The organism is Macellibacteroides fermentans (assembly GCF_013409575.1).
In the GTDB taxonomy this organism is placed as follows: domain Bacteria; phylum Bacteroidota; class Bacteroidia; order Bacteroidales; family Tannerellaceae; genus Macellibacteroides; species Macellibacteroides fermentans.
Genome location: NZ_JACCCY010000002.1, coordinates 796,719 through 819,957, shown reverse-complemented (window position 1 = coordinate 819,957; position 23,239 = coordinate 796,719). Strand labels below are relative to the sequence as shown.

Here is a 23,239-nt window from a genome sequence, read left to right as displayed (position 1 = left end):
TAAAAACAATAATCCCCGTCTATTTTTCTGCAGACGGGGATTATTGTTTTTATTTTTTCAACTCTTGTTGAAGTAACTCGGGATAGTCTGTCGTAATATAATCGACTCCAAGAGCAATCATTTCCTGCATTTGCTCAGCCGTATTGACTGTCCACACATTAACTGTCAGGTCTAAATCTTTAGCCTCCTTAACCCATTCCGGGTGTTTCTTAATTACATTGTAATTATAATCAAGACCTGCAAATCCTAACGATTTCAATTCTTTTGGGGAAAGTTCGCCGTTAAGATAGGATACTTTTGCCTTTTTATCCAAACGAATGATCTCTTTGGCTGCTTCCAGACTAAAGGCGATGTATTCTGTCTTCTTCTGGAGCTTGTATTCTTTGATTTTGTTTAATATGAAAGCAGCAGCCTCTCTGTCTCGCTGAGGTGTGGCGTGAGACTTTAATTCAAATATCAGCTTCGCTTTCTTTAATTTTTTACCTTTTTGCAAATATTGATCTAAAGTGGGGATCTTTTCGCCATTGGCAAGTTGAATATCTTTCAGCTTGTCGTAATTTACTTCCTGAACTTTGATATCGTTTACTTTATTGTCGTGAAACACAATTGCCTCATTATCGGCTGTAAGGTGGACATCAAATTCAGAGCCGTACACCTCAATACGATCAGCCTCTTCAAGAGATTTAATCGAGTTCTGAGCCGAGCCTTCAATTTTCCAATACCCCCTGTGTGCAATTACTTTTGTTTTATTTTTTGCCCCGGCAGAAAGACCAAGGGATAAACAAAGAAGAATGAGAAAGAAATTTTTAATTTTCATGGTACTTTTGAGATTTAAGTATTTATATAAAAGAGAGGGAGACTGTTTCAGGCAGTCTCCCATAATAAAATTTTACTTACCAAGTTCTGAAAGATAACGTTCGGCTTCCATAGCGGCCTTACAACCACTTCCGGCAGCGGTAATAGCCTGGCGGTAATGGGGATCGGCCACATCGCCGGCAGCAAACACTCCCGGAACATTTGTACGAGGTGTATCAGGAATTGTTTTAATATATCCTACAGAATCTGTTTCAATCCAGGGTTTAAAAATATCTGAATTAGGCGTGTGTCCTATTGCAAGGAAGAAACCATCAATGGCGATGTCGACTTTTTCTTCGTCTGCTTCCCCCATTCTTTTAACCAGATGTGCTCCTTCAACTCCGTTTTCGCCAAATAGCCCAAGGGTATTATGTTCGAACAATACGGTAATGTTTTCGGCCTTGAAAACACGCTCCTGCATTACTTTTGATGCACGTAGGAAGGGTTTACGGACAATCAGATAAACATGTTTAGCTAATCCTGCGAGGTAAAGCGCTTCTTCACAAGCGGTATCTCCTCCCCCAACTACTGCTACCGTTTTTTTACGATAAAAGAATCCGTCACATGTAGCACAAGCAGATACTCCCATACCTGCATATTTCTGCTCGTCCGGCAATCCCAGGTATTTGGCTGTAGCTCCTGTTGAAATAATGATTGTTTCGGCCTCTATCACTTTTTCACCATCAATGGTTACTTTATATGGGGCAGCCGACAAATCGGTAGCTGTTGCGTGTCCATAACGAACATCTGTCCCAAAGCGAACGGCCTGTTTTTTAAGATCTTCCATTAATTCCGGACCGGTGATTCCTTCAGGATAACCGGGGAAGTTTTCTACTTCGGTTGTCGTTGTAAGCTGTCCTCCCGGTTGAATTCCTTCATATAGGACAGGTGAAAGATTTGCTCTGGACGCATAGATTGCCGCAGTGTAACCCGCAGGTCCTGATCCGATAATCAGGCAACGTACTTTTTCGTTTACAGTATCACTCATATTCAAATATTATTTATGTTATGTTTTATCTAAGATCGATAATTTCTGCATTTGGAAACTTTCTCTGATCGAAAACAAATACGGATGCAGATTGGTTTACTCCCGTTACCAATTTACTAATAAGAATAGTATTGCTTACTCCGTTTTTATTAGTAACTGTTATGGATGCAGGAAAATTGGTTATTTTATCAATCCTCAGATCGATTTTACTGATATCGCTTTTTCTGTTCTTTGGAACAAGCGTAATATCAAATACCTTCTTACCGCTTTGATTGGTACTTTCGCCTTTGTGTTTGGCTGTAAATCCTTTTTTGTATGTATTAAGTAATACAACCGGATTGGTAAACTGTAATTCGTCGCCTTCCGGCTTACTGACATTTACCTCTTCGGTTTGCTCCATATACACCCATTGAGTTGCTCCATCATACCATGTATAGGATTGAGGAGTCTTTAAGGTGAATTTATCACCTTTCATCTGTATGCTACCCTCTATCACCTCTGCTTTCTGATTCGCTTTAGAACGAATCTGCAAATTAAACACGGCAGATATACCGTTTGATTCTTTGTATTTCTGAGACGCTTTATCTAAAACGGCTTCTGCTTGCTGAGCAAAAACAGCACCCGACAAACCCAATAGCAAAGCTATAACAAATAATGCGATTCGTCCCATCTGTTTTTTATTATTCATCTTCATATTTTCTGTCTATTTAAGTGAATTTAAAAGACGTTCTAAATTATATTCATCTTGTATCAGTACTTGTCTGGCTTTACTTCCTTCAAACGGGCCCACAATCCCTGCGGCTTCGAGCTGATCCATCAAACGACCGGCGCGATTGTAGCCAATGGCAAACTTACGCTGGATTAGAGAGGTAGATCCTTGTTGCTGAATAACCAACAAACGGGCAGCTTCATCAAACAGAGGATCACGATCTGACAAGTCAACGGCTCCGGGCATTTTATCTCCATCATTTTCACCAACGTATTCGGGTAACTGGAATGCCGTGGGATATCCTTGTTGTGAACCGATAAATGAGGCTACTTGTTCAACTTCGGGGGTATCTACAAACGCACACTGAACTCGAATCATGTCGTTACCCTGCGAGAAAAGAAGGTCACCTCGTCCAATAAGCTGATTAGCACCCGGCGAATCTAAAATGGTACGCGAGTCAATCATAGAGGATACCCTGAAAGCTAAACGTGCCGGGAAGTTCGCTTTAATGGTTCCGGTGATAATATTGGTTGAAGGACGCTGGGTGGCAATCACCATATGAATACCTACAGCTCTGGCTTTCTGAGCAATACGTGCAATAGGAAGTTCTATTTCTTTTCCTGCAGTCATGATCAAATCTCCAAACTCGTCTATAATCACCACAATATAAGGCATGTATTTATGCCCCTTTTCCGGATTCAGGCGTCTTTTAATAAATTTTTCATTGTACTCCTTTATGTTTCGGGTATGGGCTTTCATCAACAGATCGTACCGGTCGTCCATCTCTTTACAAAGCGAATTCAATGTCTGGATCACCTTCGTAAAATCGGTGATGATGGCCTTATCAGCATCAGGCAACTTGGCCAGATAATGCCGCTCGATCTCAGAATAGATACTAAATTCAACCATTTTGGGATCGACCAGGACAAACTTCAATTCTGAAGGATGTTTCTTATAAAGCAATGACGTGATAATAGCATTCAGACCAACAGATTTACCTTGTCCGGTGGCCCCGGCAACCAGAAGGTGAGGCATTTTACAAAGATCGAACATGTAAATTTCGTTGGTGATAGTCTTACCTAATGCAACCGGTAGATCGTATTTGCACTCCTGGAACTTGCGGGATGCAATGACAGATTGCATAGATACAATCTGAGGATCTTTATTAGGCACTTCAATACCAATAGTTCCTTTCCCTGGCATGGGAGCAATGATACGGATCCCTAAGGCCGACAAACTTAATGCAATATCATCTTCCAGATTTCTGATTTTGGAAATACGGACACCTGCTTCGGGAATTACTTCATACAGCGTAAGCGTAGGTCCTACAGTCGCTTTAATTGAGGCAATGTTGATACCAAAGTTCTCAAGCGTTGTTTTAATACGTGTCTGGTTTGCTTTTTGCTCTTCCATATCCACCTGATGATCTCCAACATCGTATTTTTTTAGTAAGTCGGTAGTCGGGTACCGGTATTGCGAAAGATCAAGTTTAGGATCGTACTCTCCCATTGACGAGCCATCATACACGTCGTCGTCTCCAGTAGGAACATCTATGGTAAATAACACATCATCTACCACTTCCGACGGCCGGACAGGTTCTGCAAAACTCTCGTAAACCTCCTCTCCCTGAGGTACATTAATCTCGAAGGAATCTTCTTCAATCGCGTCTGCATAGGTAAGACGAACAGTTTTTTCGGCAGGAGCTTTGTTTTCAAATTGAGATTCGGCCTCCTCCAACTCCTTCTCCGTATCAAATTCGGCAATTAAGTCTCCGGATTCTTCTTCCACTGTTCCAGACATAGAAGTTTTCTTTCTATCAAATCGTTCTCTGAACCAAGAGAACGAGAATAATTTCTGAAGAAATGGAATTGTCCTCTTGCTGCAAAAGACAGCTATAATAAGAAAGGTTCCCAAAATAAAAAGGAAAGTCCCGGGTACCCCTATATTGTTAATCATTTTTTCGGAAAGGTAATATCCGTGTTGCCCCCCCAGATAAATAAAAGTGTCTTCATATCCTTTTAAAAAGACAAAAGCAAAAAACAGAGATCCCCAGATCAATAACGTAGCACTGAATATAAAACGTCTTAGTAACGATACATTGTTTAGATTCATCAGCTTGGCTCCCAAGGATCCTAAAAAGAATAAAATGACAAAAGAGGAGATTCCAAACCAGCGATTCATTAGTAAATCAGCTAAATACGCACCTCTCACCCCCGTCCAGTTTGAAACAGAACCCTTGTTCAACACTAAATCCCCCAATGGTACATTGTCAATTTTACTTTGATCAATCCCTCCTGTAAAGAAAAAGGATATAAGTGAAAGGCCTACATATACTGTAACAAAGGATATAATCAGCCCGCTTATAAAACGGGTACGTTCATTGGTAAAGAACTCCTTTAGTAAAGTAAAGAAACCAGGTGTAACAGTTGTTTGCTTCGTATTGCTCTTTTTTGCCATAAAATTCTAAATTAAGAGATCTATTTTATCTCACAATGCAAAAGTAATAAAAACAAAGTGTGATAGGGAAATAATTATTTCCTATTTTTGCAAATTATATTTAGACGTTGAACGAACAAGAGCGTATGGAGAACGAAAACAGTCCTGTTTATAACAGGAATACCATTGAATTTGTAACAGTTGCACTTGAGTTCTGTTCTTTTGTTGAATCTGCAGGTAAATTATCCAGTTTTGAATTTACAGACAAGGCAACCAAATTATTGCCTCTGCTCTATATTAAAGCTTCACTTTTACCTGAAATTGAAGAAACAGAGGAGATTGAACCCGAATTTACAGTTACTGAGGATATGTACGAATTGGTACGTAACCAAATTGCGACGCTACTAGGCGAAAGTGATACCTATCTGGAAACCTTTCATCCGGACATGCAATATAGTGACACCCCGGTTGCGGCATTCATTTCAGAGAATCTTGCAGATGTATACCAGGATACAGGTAATTTCGTATCGGTTTTCAGGCAAGGGAATGAGGAGGTAATGGCTGAAGCTGTTGGATTATGTCGCGAAAACTTTCAGAAGTTTTGGGGTCAGCAATTATTAAACGCTCTGAAGGCATTACATGCTATCAGATATGACGAGGAGACTAATTTAGCGATCAACGAGGAGGTATGATGGATTTTTTACAAACCATAAATAAAGAAGATTTGTCTCTGTTACCCATCGAGGAATTTCCTGGCAGGGTGATTGTTGTAGATACGGAAAGGGATACTGAAAAAGCAATATCTTATCTCTCTACATTCAAGGAAGTTGGTTTTGATACGGAGACCAGACCAAATTTTAGAAAAGGGCAATCTAATAAAATATCCCTGATGCAAATATCAACGGAAGATACCTGTTTTCTTTTCAGGCTAAATCATATTGGAATCCCAGAGGCGTTGGAACATTTTTTATCTGATGCGTCCATTCAAAAAATCGGACTTTCACTAAGAGATGACTTTAATGCTATTCAGAAACGGAGCAAACTTGAACCAAAAGGATTTCTGGATCTGCAAAATTACGTTGGAAAGTATGGCATAAAAGATGCGAGCCTGCAAAAGATTTATGCAATCATTTTCAATAAAAAAATATCAAAGGGTCAACGTCTCAGTAATTGGGAAGCAGATATTTTGTCTGAAGGGCAAAAGAAGTACGCTTCATTGGACGCCTGGGCCTGCCTTAAAATTTACAAACAATTGAAAGCATTATAAATGAACTATTGCAAAGTTATTCTCAAACCCAAAAAGGAAGAATCGTTGTTACGTTTTCATCCGTGGGTATTCTCGGGCGCGATACAATCCATCCAGGGAAAACCTGCCGAAGGAGACATCGTAGAGATTTTTGGATCAAACAACCAGTTTCTGGCATTGGGGCACTACCAGATAGGTAGCATTGCCGTACGCATACTCTCTTTCAAGCAAATACCTATCGACATCCATTTCTGGGTAGAGCGGATTGAAGTAGCTTATTCCATTCGGAAATCATTAGGTTTGGCTGGTACTGATTACAACAACACGTATCGTTTGATTCATGGAGAAGGGGATAATCTGCCCGGATTGGTAATTGATGTTTACGCTCATACAGCTGTAGTACAAGCGCATTCCGTTGGAATGCATCATGCCAGATCAATCATAGTGGAAGCTCTGAAAAAGGTAATGGGAGAAAGCTTACGTAATGTTTATTACAAATCCGAATCCACCTTACCTTTCAAGGCAAACCTGGGAACAGAGGATGGTTATTTATATGGCGGCGAAATTGAAGAAATAGCCGTCGAAAACGGATTGAAGTTTTATGTTGACTGGCTTAAGGGGCAGAAAACAGGCTTCTTTGTAGACCAACGTGAAAATCGTACGTTGTTACAACAATATGCGAAAGACAGATCTGTGCTTAACATGTTCTGTTACACCGGAGGCTTTTCTTTTTATGCCATGCGGGGCGGTGCAAAAGTGGTTCACTCGGTAGACAGTTCGGCCAGAGCTATTGCTTTAACAAATAAAAATGTGGAGGCTAATTTCCCAAATGATCCCCGGCACGAGGCTTATGCCGAAGATGCCTTCAAATATTTGGAAAAAATGGGCAGCAATTACGACTTGATCATTCTGGACCCTCCAGCTTTCGCAAAACATAAGGATGTTTTACGTAACGCTCTGCAAGGATACAGAAAACTTAATGCGATTGCCTTTGAGAAAATCAAACCAGGCGGTATCATCTTTACCTTCTCCTGCTCTCAGGTTGTAAGCAAAGAGAATTTCCGTTTGGCTGTATTCAGTGCGGCAGCTCAATCGGGCCGTAACGTACGGATATTGCATCAGCTTACTCAACCAGCCGACCATCCTATAAACATCTATCATCCCGAAGGTGAATATCTTAAAGGTTTAGTGTTGCACGTTGAATAATAATTCTGTTTGGGGTTCATATTTTTTATGAAGTTTGGAGCAGAAATATATATGGAAATATTTCTTTAATTCACAAAGAGATTGTAACTTTGTGTCGGTTCAAATAGAGATGGATTTTATTTCGTAAAACAATAAAAATTATTTATTATGTCTAAAGTAACAGTTGTTGGCGCCGGTAACGTAGGTGCTACATGCGCAAATGTTCTTGCATTCAATGAAGTAGCTGATGAAATTGTAATGCTTGATGTAAAAGAAGGCGTTTCAGAAGGTAAGGCAATGGATATGATGCAGACTGCTCAATTGCTTGGTTTCGATTCAACAGTAGTAGGTTGCACAAACGACTATGCTCAAACAGCCAATTCAGACGTTGTGGTTATCACATCTGGTATTCCACGTAAGCCTGGTATGACTCGCGAAGAGTTGATCGGCGTTAACGCAGGCATTGTTAAAAGCGTAGCTACCAACGTTCTTACATATTCTCCAAATGCCATCATCGTGGTTATTTCTAACCCTATGGACACAATGACGTATCTATCTCTTAAGTCGTTAGGTATTCCTAAAAACCGTATCATCGGTATGGGTGGTGCTTTGGATAGCTCTCGTTTCAAATATTATCTGTCTCAGGCTTTAGGTTGCAATGCAAACGAAGTTGAAGGTATGGTAATTGGTGGTCACGGTGATACTACTATGATTCCTTTGGCTCGCCTTGCTACTTACAAAGGTATTCCTGTAAGCGAATTGTTGAGTGCCGAAGAATTAGAAAAGGTAGTTAAAGCTACAATGGTAGGTGGTGCTACACTGACTGGTTTATTGGGTACATCTGCATGGTATGCTCCGGGTGCTGCTGGTGCTTTCGTTGTTGAATCAATCATCAAAAACCAGAAGAAACTTATTCCTTCTTGTGTTGCTCTTGAAGGCGAATATGGTCAAAACGACATCTGTATCGGTGTTCCAACAATCATTGGTCGCAATGGTGTTGAAAAAATCGTTGAAGTAGAACTTAATGCAGCCGAAAAAGCATTGTTCGTTGCCAGTGCAGATGCTGTACGCAAAACAAACGATGTATTGAAAGAAATCAATGTTCTTTAATTATCAGAACAGAATTTATACTAAAAAAGGGAGGTGCATCAACACTTCCCTTTTTTTATTTCATCCTGACATCTGCTCCCCACATTAATTTATCACGCAGGGTTTTATAGAATGTATGGTTGTATCGTTTGATAACCTTCGTTGTATAGTCGGCTTTGCTTATAATTAATTCGATGCCTGTAGGAAAAACTTCCGACCTGCCATCCAAGGCTATAAGGAAATTCTTACTTCTGCTCTCAACCCCTAAGGTTATAACATAAGTATCTGGTATTACCAATGGCCTCACATTAAGACTATGGGGAGCAACCGGACTTAAAACCATGCTGTTACTTTGAGGAATGATTATTGGTCCGTTTACACTCATGGAATAAGCCGTAGAACCTGTTGGAGTAGCAATTACAAGTCCGTCTGCTTCATAAGAAGCAAGATACTCATTATTCAATGAGGTATGGATCGTAATCATTGAAGAGGTATCTCTCTTCAAGATGGCAATTTCATTTAATGCGTAATTATAACCCCGGTATGCCCTTTCTTCTGTATGAAGCCGTAACAAGGTTCGCTCTTCAATTTTATAATAGTTTTTAAAAAGCTCTTCCAAGGTATCTTCCAATTCATTATTAGATACATCGGCCAAAAAGCCTAACCGCCCGGTATTAATCCCTAAAATGGGTATATCCTGCTTATTTACACGGGCCGCCGTACGTAGGAATGTTCCGTCTCCCCCTACACTCAATGCTACATCCAGGTCGAAATCATCATCAAACAACTCACCCTTAATGGGCGGACTGTAATTCAAAACATCCGTCAGAAAGATATGAAAACGATAATCCACATAAATTTCCGCCTCCTTTTCGATCAGTTTCTCAAAAAGCCGCTTAATCACATTTTGCTTTTCTTCCTGATATTCGCTCCCAAATACGCCAACTTTCATAGGGTGATAATTACATGTTGATGTAGTACATTAATTCGCTCATTCGCTGCTCAAGTAAATCGTCGACCATACCTTTTTTCATAAAATAAAAGAGAACAGTGTAGTTGAATCGTTCGAAACTACGTATAACAGGAGAAGCATCTTCCAAATCTATTTTAATTGAGATGATAAGTCTTCCCGTAATACTATCCATATGGGATAGCAAGCTCAATACATGGGCATGATTTGATTCTATGACACGGGCAATATCTGAAAGTGAATAATCCTGCGGGAGCATCTCCAGCATAACGATACTTCCTTCTGATTCAGCATGCGTTGTATCAGACAATGCATTTAACAGACGATCGGCAGTGAGTCCGCCCATATATTCGCCAGTCTGAGATATCACCGGTAAAAAGCTCAATCTATATCTTGCAACAAGAGACAAGGCCTCAAGCAAATGGCCGTTTTCCGTTACTGATGGTGCAAAAACGACTGCCTCTCCAACCGTAGAATTACTACCGGTTAGAGATAACAATTCTTTTTCGGATACCAGACAACGATACAAACCATCCTCCGTGAGAGGAAGATGCTTGATTTTAAAGTCATCCATTAATCCTAATCCATATTCAACCGTATCAAAACTTTTTAACACGGGAATGTCTTTTGTTAAGAAATCTTTTACCAACATTGTTCTGTTAATTCCCTAAATACTATTAAATTTGCAGGAACTTTTTGCAAATGTAGCGAAAGTAAGAAGAAGAATATACAAACAATGACAAATTTAAGTGTAAATATTAATAAGGTTGCCACCATTCGTAATGCACGTGGAGGTAATATGCCCAATATACTAACAGTTGCTCAGGACTGCGAGAAATTTGGGGCACAAGGCATCACAGTCCATCCTCGTCCGGACGAACGACATATACGATACTCGGATGTATACGGACTAAAGCCTCTTATTAAAACAGAGTTTAATATTGAAGGATACCCCTGCGAAAAATTCGTTGACCTCGTTCTTAAGGTAAAACCAACGCAAGTTACGTTGGTTCCGGACAGTCCGGATGCAATTACATCGAATGCCGGATGGGATGTAAAATCCAATTTTGAACTTCTTAGCGAACTTGCAGATACATTTAATTCGAATGGCATCCGCACTTCAATCTTTGTAGGGACTGATCTTGAAAATATCTCGTTTGCTGCTAAAACAGGAGCCGACAGGATCGAATTATATACTGAGCCTTATGCTACAAACTATCCGATAAATAAAGAAAATGCTATCGCTCCGTTTATTGAAGCGGCTCAATATGCCAAAGGATTGGGATTGGGAGTTAATGCAGGTCATGACTTAAGCCTTGAAAATCTGGCATACTTCAGCAAATGTATTCCCTGGATAGAAGAAGTGTCCATCGGGCATGCACTTATCTGCGATGCCCTTTATTTTGGATTGCAACAAACAATTTCTCTTTACAAAGCCTGTTTACAGCAATAGGACTTTTAATTATTACTAAACCATAAAGTAGAAACACATGAGCATCTTACTTTCATTACAATCAGTAGCCTCTCAAACCGCAGAACAAATGCCTGATCTAACAGGTGTAACTGTTCCAACAGAAGCACAAATCAACATCATAGACCTTGCTATTAAAGGGGGATGGATTATGATCGTACTATTGGTACTATCATTAATTGCCACATATATTTTTATCCAACGGCTAATGGTTATCCGCCGCGCCGGAAAAGAGGATGAAACTTTTATGAATCGTATTAAAGACTATATACATGAAGGTAAAGTAGATTCTGCCTTAAAGTTATGCAGAAGCATGAATACACCTTCAGCACGGATGATTGAGAAAGGCATAAGCCGCCTGGGCCGTCCTATGAACGACGTACTTGTAGCGATTGAAAACGTTGGTAATCTGGAGATCGCCAAACTTGAGAAAGGGTTTCCTTTAATAGCGACTACTGCTGCCGGAGCCCCTATGTTAGGATTTTTAGGTACTGTTACAGGTATGGTACGAGCCTTTTTCGATATGGCTAATGCTGGTACGAACGTAGATGTATCTCTGCTTTCAGGAGGTATTTATGAAGCCCTGGTTACTACTGTTGGAGGATTGGTTGTTGGTATTATAGCTTTATTTGCTTACAACTACCTGGTTTCGCAAGTAGATAATGTTGTAAACAAAATGGAAGCTCGTACCATGGAGTTTATGGACTTGTTGAACGAACCAGCTAATTAACATTCAACCATGGCATTAAAAAGAAGAACAAAAATAAATGAAAACTACAGTATGGCGTCGATGACAGATGTTATCTTCCTGCTGCTGATTTTCTTTATGATATCAAGTACGGTTGTAATTCCAAACGCGATAAAAGTCACGTTGCCACAGTCGCAGAAGCAGACTGCAGCAAAACCGCTTACCAGACTTACCATCGACGCGGGATTAAATTATTATGTTGCCTTTGGAAATCAACGGGAAGTACAGGTAAGTTACGATGAAATCACTCCCTTTTTACAGGAAAGCTATTCGAAGGAACCTGAGATGTTTGTGGCCTTGTATGCCGACGAAACTGTTCCTTATAAAGAGATTGTAAAAATTCTGAACATTGCGAACGCGAATAAATTCAAAATGGTGCTTGCTACCCGTCCGCAAAGATAAAAAGGTATGAAATTTAATAAAGATGATCTATATAGCCTATTAGGTTCCGTTGGATTTCACCTGCTGATATTGTTGGTTTTATCGCTGACAATTCTTAGCACGGTAGTTCCGGAAGAGGATAGCGGCGTACTGGTAAACTTCGGCAATGTTGACGAGGCCGCCGGTACATTCGAGCCGCTAAATACCGGGCAGGAGCCTATGGAAGAAACAACTCCCCCTCCTCCACCTACGCCTGCTGTAGAAACAGCAAAAGAGGAACTTGTTACTCAGGATGTGGAAGAAAGCGTTGCTCTTGCAGAAGCAAAAAAGAAAAAGGAAGAACAAAGGAAGAAAGAGGAAGCCATCAAACGTGAACAGGATCGCATCCAAAAGGAAAAATTAGAACAACAACGCTTGGCAGATGCCCAACGTCAAAAAGAACTTGCTATCAAAAACAAAGTTGCCGGTGCTTTTGGTGCCGGGAGTGCCGCTGGTAGTAGTCAGGGTTCAGGAGAAACCGGATCTGGAAATCAGGGAAGTCCTTTTGGAAACTCAGACCACGGAGCAAACGATGGTGTAGGAGGTTATGGTTCGTTTTCACTGAATGGCCGTTCGATCGGCGCCGGTGGTTTACCCCGTCCAGCTTACACAATACAAGAAGAAGGCCGTATTGTTATAAACATAACAGTAGACCCGAAAGGAAATGTGATTTTTGCAGAAATTGGCAAAGGGACAAATATTGATAATGCTTCTATGAGAAAAAGTGCTCTGGAAGCAGCCAGAAGAGCTAAATTTAATAGTATTTCCGGAAGTAATAACCAAAGTGGAAGTATCACTTACCGATATTCACTTAGATAATTTGATTTAATATGAAAAAAGCAGTTGTTTTTATAGCCACAGGCTTTGAGGAGATTGAAGCAATCGGTACGATCGACGTATTACGCAGGGGTGGTATTGATGTTACTATTTCTTCTATCACAGGATCTAAAACAATTACAGGTGCCCACGGGATCTCTATGAAATCGGATGTTCTATTCAATGAAATGGATTACAACGATTTTGATGCATTTATTTTACCCGGAGGAATGCCCGGAGCGACAAACCTGAATGCTCATGTTCCACTGAAAGAATTACTTATAAACCAATACAAAGAGGGTAAAGTTATCGCGGCCATATGCGCTGCTCCTTTGGTTTTAGGCGGTTTAGGTTTATTACGGGGCAAATCGGTTACCTGTTATCCCGGATTTGAGCCTAAACTTATTGAAGCCACTCCGTCCGGAGGTCCGGTTGAAGTGGATGGCAATGTAATTACAGGCAAAGGTCCCGGACTTGTATTTCATTTTGCACTATCCATACTTAAAGCTCTTAAGGGAGATGCTGTTGCAGAAGAAGTTGCATCCGGTTTACTGCTGTAATACAGAAAATAATTAAATAATTGATTTTCTTTTTTTGGCAACTCATCCACATTATTAGAAGTATAAATATGATATACAAAGAACGACCATTGAGCCAGATGCTTCTCATAAACACCAAAGAAGATCTGATTCGAATGGCTGAGATATTGGGTATCAGAATTGTTAAAAGTAAGTAGAAGGCTGAGTTGTCTAAGATTTTTGCCGATGTAATTTTGTTACAACCTTTGGTGTTGTTGACTAAGCTGTCCGCTAAAGAAGTTTCAAAACTAAATGAAATAGTCCTTTCGGAAAAACATTGTGCAATACACAATCCGGATAGTTTATCCGATTCTTTATACAAGATATGAATCCCCAAAAGCATCGTGGGTGAAGGATAATCCTACCAGGTGAAACAAAAAGTGAAAGATATCTGATAAAAAGTGAAGGATATTCGCCTCCGCAACTCCGGTATCTATCTGATAAAGTGCACACTACATCAAATAGTGAAGGATGTGAAGGATTTTTTTGCAAAATAAAATTAGAAATGGTGCAAGTAAAACATATTGCACAATTTGTTAGTACTAATTGTTCAAAAAGTATATACTTTTTGCCTCGAAAGATATATCTTTTTTCATCCAATCTAATAAAGAATGACTCGTACTGAATAGCTTTTTCGATGATAAGCACCCAACCAAAATCAGAGATGCATGCGTGGATGAGTTTTACCACTTCAGAATGTTATGCATTCTGAATACTCCAACTATTAATTCTTAGACAAAACAAATACAAAAAAAAGACAATCTTATCTTCGGGAATACAACTAAAGAAATCTAGCTGTATATTTGCTGTGACTCAGTAACAACACACTTTATGCCCTTCCAATAATCCGGAAGGGCATATCTATTTTACACTATTTCTTTTCTATCCTATTTTTTTCTCTTTGTTTTACCTTTAAATAAAAAGACATGAAAAAGTACATCGCAGAAATGATTGGTACGATGGTCCTCGTCCTTATGGGATGCGGGAGTGCAGTAATTGCCGGAGGGGCAGCTGAAGCTGTTGGAAGCGGCGTTGGAACACTTGGTGTCGCAATTGCCTTCGGGCTCTCTGTTGTAGCTATGGCTTATGCCATTGGCGGAATATCTGGTTGTCATATCAATCCAGCCATTACTTTAGGGGTTTTACTGGCCGGAAGGATAAAAGTTAACGAAGCTGTCTTATACATGCTTTTTCAGGTGATCGGAGCACTATTGGGATCGTTTATCCTATTATCAATCTCATCCGGAATGGGCTTAAGTGGCTATGGAGCAAACAGCTTTGCCGAAGGGAATCTCATTCCGGCCTTTATTACTGAAACCGTATTCACCTTTATCTTTGTTTTAGTGGTTCTTGGAGCCACAAGCAAAAAATCCCCCGAAGGATTTGGTGGACTGGCAATCGGACTTACTTTGGTTTTAATCCACATTGTGTGTATTCCAATAACCGGAACTTCAGTAAATCCGGCACGAAGTATAGGTCCGGCTTTAGTTGGAGGAGGAATCGCATTAACGCAGTTATGGCTTTTCATTGTTGCACCTTTTATAGGAGCAGCCATCTCCGCCATTGTCTGGAAATACTTCGAAAGCAATGAAAAAGCGGTAAAATAATGACTACTTCAATTAGCGATATTCTTAATAAGAGAATATGTGGCAATGAATGAAGTAAGAGCGCTATCTTAAACACCCGACCTATTTCCTGTCACGACTTTCATGCATGCGGGAAATCGGGTGTTTAAAATTTTGTACAATGCAATACAAATAAGAATCATAAGAACAGGAGCACCCCAATAAATTAACAATAGCACCAACTCCGAATGTGGGAGCTGTAAAACAGCAAGTTTCTTTATTAGTTTTAAGCCGGGCTCATGCATTGCAAAAACGAAAAAACTGGCCGAAGAAAGTGTATTATTTACTTTCATCCCTCTTTTTAACCAGATGGATACAACCGATATCAAACAAATTCCTCCAACAACAACAGTCGCTTTATGTAAGTAGACAGCATATGGTTGATCCATCAGTAAGAGATCACAGATTGCCATTAACGGATATAATAGAACTACCGGATAATATATCTTACCGAAAACCTGCGTAAAATCAGTCTTGCTTATGCTAAAAAAAGCTCCTGATCCAAAAAAGAACAACGAACTCAATAGAAACAGATTATAGGGCAATCTATCTTCAAATAGCCAAAGAACCCCTAAAAGAAGAATTCCGTAACCTTTAGTGCTCCTTATAAAATAGAAAATCAAAAGAGCAGCCACCACCAGAATAATAAGATCTCTTAAGAACCAAAATTGGTAATTGATTGGAAAATCGCTGCCAATCCCAAATGCATGTAAATAATCAACCACAGAGAAATCGGCAATCCGTTCTTTTTCTCCAGAAAACAGGGCATTGATGTCTGGTATTTTCTGAGCAAAGTAGTATAGCGCTAACAGGAATATATTCCATATCAGATAAGGTATAAGAAGGGACTGTATCCGGCTCTTTACCTTTTTAGCATAGGTAATGCCATTGAAATCAGTTTTATAATAAAACAGAAAACCGGAAAAGAAGAAAAAAAGAGGAACAGATACTCTGACTAGAATATTAGAAACGAATTCATTCACGACATAGAAAACCGGATAATCTGAGGCCGTTATATTAACAAAATCGGAAGACAGGTGGGCGTGAATAAAGACAACGCCTACTATCAATGGGAATCTAAGAAAATGGATGGTATCCGATTGCAAATCCGAATGTGACATTCCTCTGTTATTTATTCGTTGATGGTAATTGATATAACGCAGATTACGCTGTTTTAGTCTTATTCCAATAAAAAGGAATAAAGATGTGTATATAGAGAAAGCATAAAACGCAAAAAGGCGATTCCACAAAGAGAATCGCCTTTGACTATAACATACAGGATTAAATCATATATAAGTACAATAAAAGAATTTCACAAATTCCTTTCAATTACTTTCTGAACGGAGTCTTCACCACAGTTGCTTTCAGACTTCTGTTTCTAACTTTAATAAAGATTTCGGTACCCACTTTAGCGAACTCAGGTTTGACATATCCCATACCAATTCCAGATTTAAGAACAGGCGACATTGTTCCTGATGTTACAACGCCGATAATCTGATCGTTTGCATCAGCTATTTCATATCCGTGACGAGGAACACCTTTGTCGGACAATTCAAAAGCACACAACTTGCGGGTTACTCCTTCAGTTTTTTGCTTTTCAAGATAAGCCCGGTTCGTAAAATCTTTACCTTCTGCAAACTTGGTAATCCAACCCAGTCCAGCTTCAATAGGAGAAGTAGTATCGTCCAGATCGTTACCATACAGGCAGAATCCCATTTCCAAGCGAAGTGTATCTCTTGCACCCAGACCAATAGGTTTAATGCCTTCCGGTTTGCCTGCTTCAAATATGGCATTCCAAATCTTCATGCCATCCTCATTGTAAAAGTAAAGCTCAAAACCGCCGGCACCGGTATAGCCTGTATTCGAAATAATCACATTCTTACATCCGGCAAATTCACCAGTTGTAAAGCTATAATAAGGAATTGCCGAAAGATCGACCGAAGTAAGCCGTTGCAGCACTTCCGTAGCCTTTGGTCCCTGTATAGCAAGCTGGGCAGTACGATCAGAAGAGTTTTCCAATTCTGCTCCCACGCTATTATGAGATACACACCACTCCCAATCCTTAGCTATATTTCCGGCATTAACAACCAGCAGATATTTTTCGGGCTCATAATGATATACCAGCAAGTCATCTACTATACCACCCGTTTCATTTGGGAAACAGGTATACTGTGCTTTGCCCAAGGGCAAAACGGAAGCATCATTGGATGTGATACCCTGAATAAATTCGAGAGCTTTCGGTCCTTTCACCCAAAACTCACCCATGTGAGACACATCAAAAACTCCTACCCCGTTACAAACGGTAAGGTGTTCGTCGATAATTCCGGTATACTCGATAGGCATGTTAAAACCGGCAAACTCATGCATCTTGGCTCCAAGAGCAATGTGCACATCGGTAAATGGCGTTGTTTTCATGTTATATGTAATTTAAGATTTCTGAGCGGTTAACTCAGTTATTTTAATGATAGTTTCCATACTTTTCTCCAACGATTTTACAGGCAGGAATTCATATCTGCCATGGAAGTTAAGTCCCCCGGCAAAGATGTTAGGGCATGGTAATCCCATAAAGGATAAACGAGCTCCATCCGTTCCTCCGCGTATAGGTTTCACTAAAGGCTTAACACCTACGGCAGTCATCGCCTCAAAGGCTATATCGATAATGTGCTTTTGAGGCTCCACTACTTCACGCATATTATAATACTGATCCCGTATTTCCAGGCGGGTACTTTCGGGATGCATTCCATTCATACGGTCCACCAACAATTGTAGGAGCTGCTTCTTCTGTTCGAACAAGTTCCTCTCATGATCGCGTACAATGTAAGAAAGCGTAGCTTCCTCTACCGAGCCGGTCATATTTGTGAGATGGAAAAATCCTTCATAACCGGTTGTATTCTCAGGTCTTTGAGCAGAAGGAAGCCATGAAGCAAAATCAAGAGCCAACAAAGAGGCATTCACCATTTTATCCTTCGCATATCCGGGATGAACATTAAGACCTTTAAAGATTATTTTAGCTCCGGCAGCATTAAAGTTTTCAAACTCCAGCTCTCCTATTTGTCCGCCGTCAATGGTATACCCCCATTGGCAACCAAATTTTGCCACATCAAAATGATCGGCACCCTGACCAATCTCTTCATCCGGAGTAAAGCCGATACGAATCTTTCCGTGCTTTATTTCCGGATGTTCCTTAAGATATTGCATTGCCCCCATAATGGCTGCCACTCCGGCTTTATCGTCGGCTCCAAGCAATGTTTTCCCATCAGTAACAATCAGTTCCTGTCCTACGTAGTCGTTCAACTCCGGAAACATAGCCGGCGAAAGGACAACATTATCCTCTTTATTCAAGATAATATCTCCTCCCTGATACGAAACGATACGTGGATTCACGTCTTTGCCGGACATATCCGGACTTGTATCCAGGTGAGCGATAAAACCGATGACAGGAGTTTCTTCACTATCCGTATTAGACGGCAATGTGGCCATTACGTACGAATGTTCATCAATTGAGATATCTTCCAATCCCAAAGCCTCAAGCTCATTTACCAATGCTTCGGCAAAAACCCGTTGCCCCGGCGTACTGGGAGTTGTTCCTGTCTCTTCGCTCGATTTTGTATCGAACGTTACGTATTTCAAAAATCTGTCTGTTACTGTTAGTCCCATAATATATGTATTTAAAAACAGCTTGAGCCGTCGTAACAATGCGTACAAACGCACTCTTTAGGCAAGCCGATGGATTCAATTAAATCTTCAACTGTATTGAATTTAAGAGTGGTTATATTAAGCTTCTCCCGGATACATTCCACCAGTTTGTTATACTGTTCGCTGCCTGTAGTCGAATATTTATCCAGGTCTTTGTTTTCATCACCCTCCAGTTCTTTAACAATTCGGCGGGCAATAAGTTCGAGATCCGATTTAGAAGCAGAGAATCCGAGGAAGGGACACGAATACATAATAGGAGGACATCCGATACGCATGTGGACCTCTTTAGCTCCGTAACCATAAAGAATATTTACGTTGTCGCGTAACTGAGTACCCCGAACAATCGAATCATCACAAAAAACAACTCTTTTATCTTTAAGAAGCTGGCGGTTAGGGATCAGTTTCATTCTAGCCACCAGATTTCGTACCATCTGATTGGATGGAGTAAAACTTCTTGGCCATGTAGGTGTATATTTTACGATGGCACGACGGTAAGGAATCTGCTTTCCTTCGGCATATCCCAAAGCCATTCCGATACCTGAATCAGGAATACCGGAAACATAATCGGCCTCCACATTGTCTTTCTTTGCCATGGCCCTTCCGCTTGCAAAGCGAACATGATCAACGTTCACTCCTTCGTAATCGGAAACCGGATAACCATAATAGACCCATAGGAAGGAACAAACCTGCATCTTTTCATTTGGTTTACGAAGCTGCGTCATTGTGTCGGGGGTAAGAAAAACAACCTCACCGGGACCTACATTATATTCGAGTTCAAAATCAAGATTCGGAAAACTGCAAGGCTCGCTTGTAGCCGCATATGCCCCCTCTTTTTTCCCAATAAGCAAAGGTGTACGCCCCCATTTATCCCGGGCAGCAATCAAACCCTCTTCCGTAAGAATCAGCATCGTACAAGAACCTTTTATTTTCTCGTACACCAGTTCTATTCCCTCAACAAAAGTTTTTCCCTGGGATATCAATAAAGAAATCAACTCCGTCTGATTGGTCATACCCGAACTCAATTCGGAAAAGTGGCATCCCTTTAACAGAAGCTCGGTTTCAAGCTCCTTCATATTATTAACTTTGGCTACGGTAACCAGAGCGTATTTACCCAAATGAGAATTAACAAAGATAGGTTGCGCATCCGTGTCGCTTATAATCCCGATTCCGGAATTACCTTCAAACTTATTCAATTCACTTTCAAACCGGGTTCTGAAGTAAGAGTTTTCCAAGTTATGAATCGACCGGATAAAAACACCGTTATTATTTGTAACCATCCCGCCTCTGCGAGTTCCTAAGTGAGAATTATAGTCTGTGCCGTAAAAAAGGTCTGTAGCACAAGCCGAATTAGAAATTGTTCCAAAAAAACCACCCATTGTCTTTTGTTGTTTACGATTATATAGGTCACAAAGGTAATTAAAATCGGTTTAGAGCAAATGTAAATCGAATGAATAATACAATTCTTTTTTCAACAAAAACGTTCTCTTATCATTTCTAAAATAGCAATCATAATCCCCACTCTTTTCTTTCCCAGTCAGAGCTGATACACTAAACTTCCAAAGCCCAAAGTATGTTTTATAAGTAAATACCCACGCTACTTATTATATCCTGTTTTGAAGAAAATATAGTTCAAACTATTTTTATTACATTTATTTTCTTTTGGAAATTTGTTTGTATTAAAATAATATATATCTTTGCAACATATTTCTAGTGGATAATATTATCTAAAGAAATTTTAATAAGGAAATAAACAATAATTGAATATCAAACAATGAAACGAGCAGGAGAAATACTAAAAGAACAGGTATTAGCCATCATCGGAATAATACTTGGAGCCATAGGCGGATACCTTTACTGGCATTACATCGGATGTGTTAGCGGGACGTGTCCCATTACCTCTTCGCCCATAATGAGCACAATCTGGGGAGCTTTACTGGGTGGTTTACTGTTAAGCATGTTCAAAAAAGATAAAAAGGAATCAAAATGAGACTATCCAAATTACGTAAGGCTGGTCTGTTTGCAGCAGCGATAATGTTATCATATACATTAAGTGCGCAGACCGAAGTTCGCAAACTTCTATTGAATGAAGCCATTCAACTGGCAGAAGAAAATAACAAGACATTGAAAGAGTCGGAGTTGAACAAGAACATTGCCTCCGAAAAATATAATCAGTCGGCTGCCATTTTTATGCCTCAGGTAGATTTATCCTATACAGCCTTGTTTACAGACAACCCCTTGAATGCATTCGGATTCAATCTGCAACAGGGAATCGTAACAGCAGCCGACTTTAATCCGGCCACTCTTAATAATCCGAATATGACCAAAGACTTTAGTCCGAAAGTTGAAATGATGATGCCTCTGGTTAATCCGGATCTTATCTATCAGCGTAAGGCGGCTAAAAAAGGGAAAGAAATCGCCGGATTAAAGCAGGTGCGAACCACCGAATATGTAACCTTTCAGGTAAAGCAAGCTTACATGGAACTTGCTTTGGCATACGAAGCCAGGGAGGTGATAAGCCGGGCGTTGGCAACCTCTGCCGAAGGATTGAAAAGAGCACAGGCTTTTTATGACGAAGGGTTGATTCAGCGCACCGATTTATTAGATGCACAAGTATTTAACAGCAAGTTGGAAACCGATTTATCGCAGGCAACAAACTCTATCAAGGATATCTCTGATAAGCTGAGCCTGATTATGGGAACGGAGACAGGTGTACAATATTCTGTGGATAAAATTACCGAAACGGCTGCTTCCGAGTATGCATATAACGATCACAGAACCGACTTTATTGCCATGAGTAAAGCCATCGAAGCGCAGACATTCATGAGGCAATCGGCAAAAATGAATTTTCTTCCTAAGCTGAACGCTTTTGGAAGTTATCAGTACAATGACTCCCGGTTTGCCGAATTCGACAAAGGCAGCTATCTGGTAGGTGTTAAGTTATCATGGAATATTTTTAACGGAATGCGCGATAAGCGGACCATCCATATTGCCAATTACGAGATACAAAAGCTGACAAATCAGCTTGAACAGCAAAAAGACGAGGCAAAGGCAGAACTTATGAAAAGTACCCGTGCCCTGGAGACCCTCAGACTGGAGACAACTAAAAACGAGCAGATGGCAGAACAGGCAAAAGAAGCCTTACGTATCCTGCAAGACAGATATGAAGAGGGACTGGTATCTACAACAGATCTGCTCCGTTCGCAAACTCAATTGGCGCAGACTGAGCTGGCATTAGCGCAATCTGTATTCAAAAGAAACGTCACGAAAGCCTATATCGAATTATTAACAGAAACAAATCGTAAATAAATAAAGCCATATATCGTATGAAAAAGATGAGATCAATCCTATCAATCATTGCAGGAATAGCCGCATTAGGTATTGCAACCTCCTGTTCGTCGGATGCAGAACGGAAGCAAACTTCCACAGCCGTAAAGGTAACTACGGTCAACCCCACCGTGCAACAGAACGACGGAATCGTAGCCAACGGACAAATTCGTTCGCTTGATGTAGCCAATATCGGCACACGTATTATGGGAACGGTAAACAAAGTACATGTACGTGTGGGACAAAAGGTGGCTAAAGGCGCCCCGCTGGTATCCATTCAGGACGACGAACTGGCAGCTAAAGAAGGTCAGACCAGCGCTATGATTGCCGAAGCCAAGGCTGCTTTGGAGATTGCCGAAAAAGATTACAAACGCTATCAAACCTTGTTTGAAAAGAAAAGCGTATCTCGCAAGGAGCTGGAAAACGTAACCCTCAATTACCAATCTATACAGGCCAAATACAATGCAGCGCTGAATATGCAGAAAGAGGTTGCCGCCCACAGGGGATACACTCAGCTCAGAGCCCCCTTCGATGGCGTAGTTACACAGGTCAGCGCCGACAATGGCATGCTTGCCAGTCCGGGTATGCCTCTTGTAGTTATTGAGAAACCCGGAACGCTGGAAGTCATCGCCAGTGTTACCGAAAGTGATATCCCATATATCTCTGAAGGGATGCAGGCACATATCACTGTCAAATCAATGAACAAAACCTTTGCAACCACCGTTCGCGAGAAGAGTCCCTCGTCCACCACTACCGGCGGTCAGTATATAATCAAGCTATCCCTTCCCGATTCGGTGAAGACAGGTGTATATACCGGGATGTATGTTCATGTGTTTATTCCGGTGGCAAAGAAAGAAACAGCTTCCAAAGGATTGCTTATTCCGCAATCGGCCCTTATTGAAAAAGACCAGTTGAAAGGAGTTTATATCGTTACAACCGACAATAAGGCACTGCTCCGCTGGGTACGTTTGGGAAAACAATGGGGCGACCAGGTGGAAGTTCTTTCGGGTCTGAGTCCTCAGGACAAAGTAGTTACCTCTTCCCAGGGTAGATTGTATAACAGTTGTTTAATAGCAGAATAAG

Annotated in this window: 23 protein-coding genes; 13 read left to right on the top strand and 10 right to left on the bottom strand. The window is 40.5% G+C overall.

Features of this window, described 5'->3' with window-relative positions; genetic code table 11:
- Positions 1–49 precede the first annotated feature (49 nt).
- The 4 genes from F5613_RS08380 to F5613_RS08365 all read right to left on the bottom strand — a co-directional run bounded on the left by F5613_RS08380 (position 50) and on the right by F5613_RS08365 (position 5,009).
- Positions 50–817 carry a glycerophosphodiester phosphodiesterase family protein gene (locus F5613_RS08380; protein WP_179399399.1) on the bottom strand — a complete coding sequence of 256 codons (768 nt, stop codon included), beginning with the start codon at positions 815–817 and terminating at the stop codon, positions 50–52.
- 72 nt (positions 818–889) lie between these two features.
- On the bottom strand, positions 890–1,843 hold the full coding sequence (trxB, locus tag F5613_RS08375; RefSeq protein WP_068177950.1) for a thioredoxin-disulfide reductase: 954 nt from the start codon (positions 1,841–1,843) through the stop codon (positions 890–892).
- A gap of 25 nt (positions 1,844–1,868) precedes the next feature.
- The gene (locus F5613_RS08370) at positions 1,869–2,537 is read right to left on the bottom strand and encodes a LolA family protein (protein ID WP_179399398.1); all 669 of its coding nucleotides are present in this window, start codon (positions 2,535–2,537) and stop codon (positions 1,869–1,871) included.
- A gap of 9 nt (positions 2,538–2,546) precedes the next feature.
- Positions 2,547–5,009 carry an FtsK/SpoIIIE family DNA translocase gene (locus tag F5613_RS08365; protein WP_179399397.1) on the bottom strand — a complete coding sequence of 821 codons (2,463 nt, stop codon included), beginning with the start codon at positions 5,007–5,009 and terminating at the stop codon, positions 2,547–2,549.
- A gap of 125 nt (positions 5,010–5,134) precedes the next feature.
- Here F5613_RS08365 and F5613_RS08360 point away from each other — a divergent pair, with 125 nt between their 5' ends.
- The 4 genes from F5613_RS08360 to mdh all read left to right on the top strand — a co-directional run bounded on the left by F5613_RS08360 (position 5,135) and on the right by mdh (position 8,529).
- Positions 5,135–5,680, top strand: a complete 546-nt coding sequence (locus F5613_RS08360) for a DUF5063 domain-containing protein (RefSeq protein WP_179399564.1) — start codon at positions 5,135–5,137, stop codon at positions 5,678–5,680.
- Entirely contained in the window at positions 5,677–6,255 is a 579-nt protein-coding gene (locus F5613_RS08355) for a 3'-5' exonuclease (protein ID WP_179399396.1), read from the top strand. The genes F5613_RS08360 and F5613_RS08355 overlap by 4 nt, the downstream gene beginning before the upstream one ends.
- Positions 6,256–7,440, top strand: a complete 1,185-nt coding sequence (locus tag F5613_RS08350; protein WP_179399395.1) for a class I SAM-dependent rRNA methyltransferase — start codon at positions 6,256–6,258, stop codon at positions 7,438–7,440. It begins immediately after the preceding gene.
- 147 nt (positions 7,441–7,587) lie between these two features.
- Positions 7,588–8,529, top strand: coding sequence for a malate dehydrogenase (gene mdh, locus F5613_RS08345; protein WP_079682010.1), 942 nt, complete (start codon positions 7,588–7,590; stop codon positions 8,527–8,529).
- Positions 8,530–8,584: 55 nt separating this feature from the next.
- Here mdh and F5613_RS08340 read toward each other — a convergent pair whose 3' ends face one another.
- Entirely contained in the window at positions 8,585–9,460 is an 876-nt protein-coding gene (locus tag F5613_RS08340; protein WP_068177970.1) for an NAD kinase, read from the bottom strand.
- Between the two features lie 10 nt (positions 9,461–9,470).
- A complete protein-coding gene (locus F5613_RS08335) occupies positions 9,471–10,130 on the bottom strand; it encodes a CBS domain-containing protein (RefSeq protein ID WP_179399394.1) in 660 nt (219 codons plus the stop codon).
- 84 nt (positions 10,131–10,214) lie between these two features.
- Here F5613_RS08335 and F5613_RS08330 point away from each other — a divergent pair, with 84 nt between their 5' ends.
- The 6 genes from F5613_RS08330 (at position 10,215) to F5613_RS08305 (ending at position 15,118) form a co-directional block, all read left to right on the top strand.
- On the top strand, positions 10,215–10,931 hold the full coding sequence (locus F5613_RS08330) for a pyridoxine 5'-phosphate synthase (protein ID WP_079682008.1): 717 nt from the start codon (positions 10,215–10,217) through the stop codon (positions 10,929–10,931).
- Between the two features lie 37 nt (positions 10,932–10,968).
- A complete protein-coding gene (locus tag F5613_RS08325; RefSeq protein WP_079682007.1) occupies positions 10,969–11,679 on the top strand; it encodes a MotA/TolQ/ExbB proton channel family protein in 711 nt (236 codons plus the stop codon).
- Between the two features lie 9 nt (positions 11,680–11,688).
- On the top strand, positions 11,689–12,099 hold the full coding sequence (locus F5613_RS08320) for an ExbD/TolR family protein (RefSeq protein ID WP_068177983.1): 411 nt from the start codon (positions 11,689–11,691) through the stop codon (positions 12,097–12,099).
- Positions 12,100–12,105: 6 nt separating this feature from the next.
- On the top strand, positions 12,106–12,936 hold the full coding sequence (locus tag F5613_RS08315) for an energy transducer TonB family protein (protein WP_079682006.1): 831 nt from the start codon (positions 12,106–12,108) through the stop codon (positions 12,934–12,936).
- Positions 12,937–12,947: 11 nt separating this feature from the next.
- Positions 12,948–13,493: a DJ-1 family glyoxalase III gene (locus tag F5613_RS08310; protein WP_079682005.1), complete on the top strand. Its 546-nt coding sequence runs from the start codon at positions 12,948–12,950 to the stop codon at positions 13,491–13,493.
- A 944-nt stretch (positions 13,494–14,437) separates the two neighbouring features.
- The gene (locus F5613_RS08305) at positions 14,438–15,118 is read left to right on the top strand and encodes an MIP family channel protein (RefSeq protein ID WP_179399393.1); all 681 of its coding nucleotides are present in this window, start codon (positions 14,438–14,440) and stop codon (positions 15,116–15,118) included.
- A 68-nt stretch (positions 15,119–15,186) separates the two neighbouring features.
- Here the strand turns inward: F5613_RS08305 and F5613_RS08300 are convergent, their stop codons facing one another.
- The 4 genes from F5613_RS08300 to F5613_RS08285 all read right to left on the bottom strand — a co-directional run bounded on the left by F5613_RS08300 (position 15,187) and on the right by F5613_RS08285 (position 20,208).
- Positions 15,187–16,257: an acyltransferase family protein gene (locus F5613_RS08300; RefSeq protein ID WP_179399392.1), complete on the bottom strand. Its 1,071-nt coding sequence runs from the start codon at positions 16,255–16,257 to the stop codon at positions 15,187–15,189.
- Between the two features lie 208 nt (positions 16,258–16,465).
- Positions 16,466–17,551, bottom strand: coding sequence for a glycine cleavage system aminomethyltransferase GcvT (gcvT, locus tag F5613_RS08295; protein ID WP_068178005.1), 1,086 nt, complete (start codon positions 17,549–17,551; stop codon positions 16,466–16,468).
- A 12-nt stretch (positions 17,552–17,563) separates the two neighbouring features.
- Positions 17,564–18,793 (bottom strand): peptidase T, encoded by a 1,230-nt coding sequence (gene pepT / locus F5613_RS08290; protein ID WP_179399391.1) that lies wholly within the window; start codon positions 18,791–18,793, stop codon positions 17,564–17,566.
- An 11-nt stretch (positions 18,794–18,804) separates the two neighbouring features.
- Positions 18,805–20,208 carry an amidophosphoribosyltransferase gene (locus F5613_RS08285; RefSeq protein WP_079681998.1) on the bottom strand — a complete coding sequence of 468 codons (1,404 nt, stop codon included), beginning with the start codon at positions 20,206–20,208 and terminating at the stop codon, positions 18,805–18,807.
- 395 nt (positions 20,209–20,603) lie between these two features.
- Here F5613_RS08285 and F5613_RS08280 point away from each other — a divergent pair, with 395 nt between their 5' ends.
- Genes F5613_RS08280 through F5613_RS08270 form a run of 3 tightly spaced genes read left to right on the top strand, consistent with a single transcriptional unit; the run spans position 20,604 to position 23,238 of the window.
- Positions 20,604–20,819, top strand: a complete 216-nt coding sequence (locus F5613_RS08280; protein WP_068178014.1) for a DUF6132 family protein — start codon at positions 20,604–20,606, stop codon at positions 20,817–20,819.
- Entirely contained in the window at positions 20,816–22,138 is a 1,323-nt protein-coding gene (locus tag F5613_RS08275; RefSeq protein ID WP_179399390.1) for a TolC family protein, read from the top strand. The genes F5613_RS08280 and F5613_RS08275 overlap by 4 nt, the downstream gene beginning before the upstream one ends.
- Positions 22,139–22,155: 17 nt before the next feature.
- On the top strand, positions 22,156–23,238 hold the full coding sequence (locus F5613_RS08270) for an efflux RND transporter periplasmic adaptor subunit (RefSeq protein WP_179399389.1): 1,083 nt from the start codon (positions 22,156–22,158) through the stop codon (positions 23,236–23,238).
- Position 23,239: the final 1 nt, after the last annotated feature.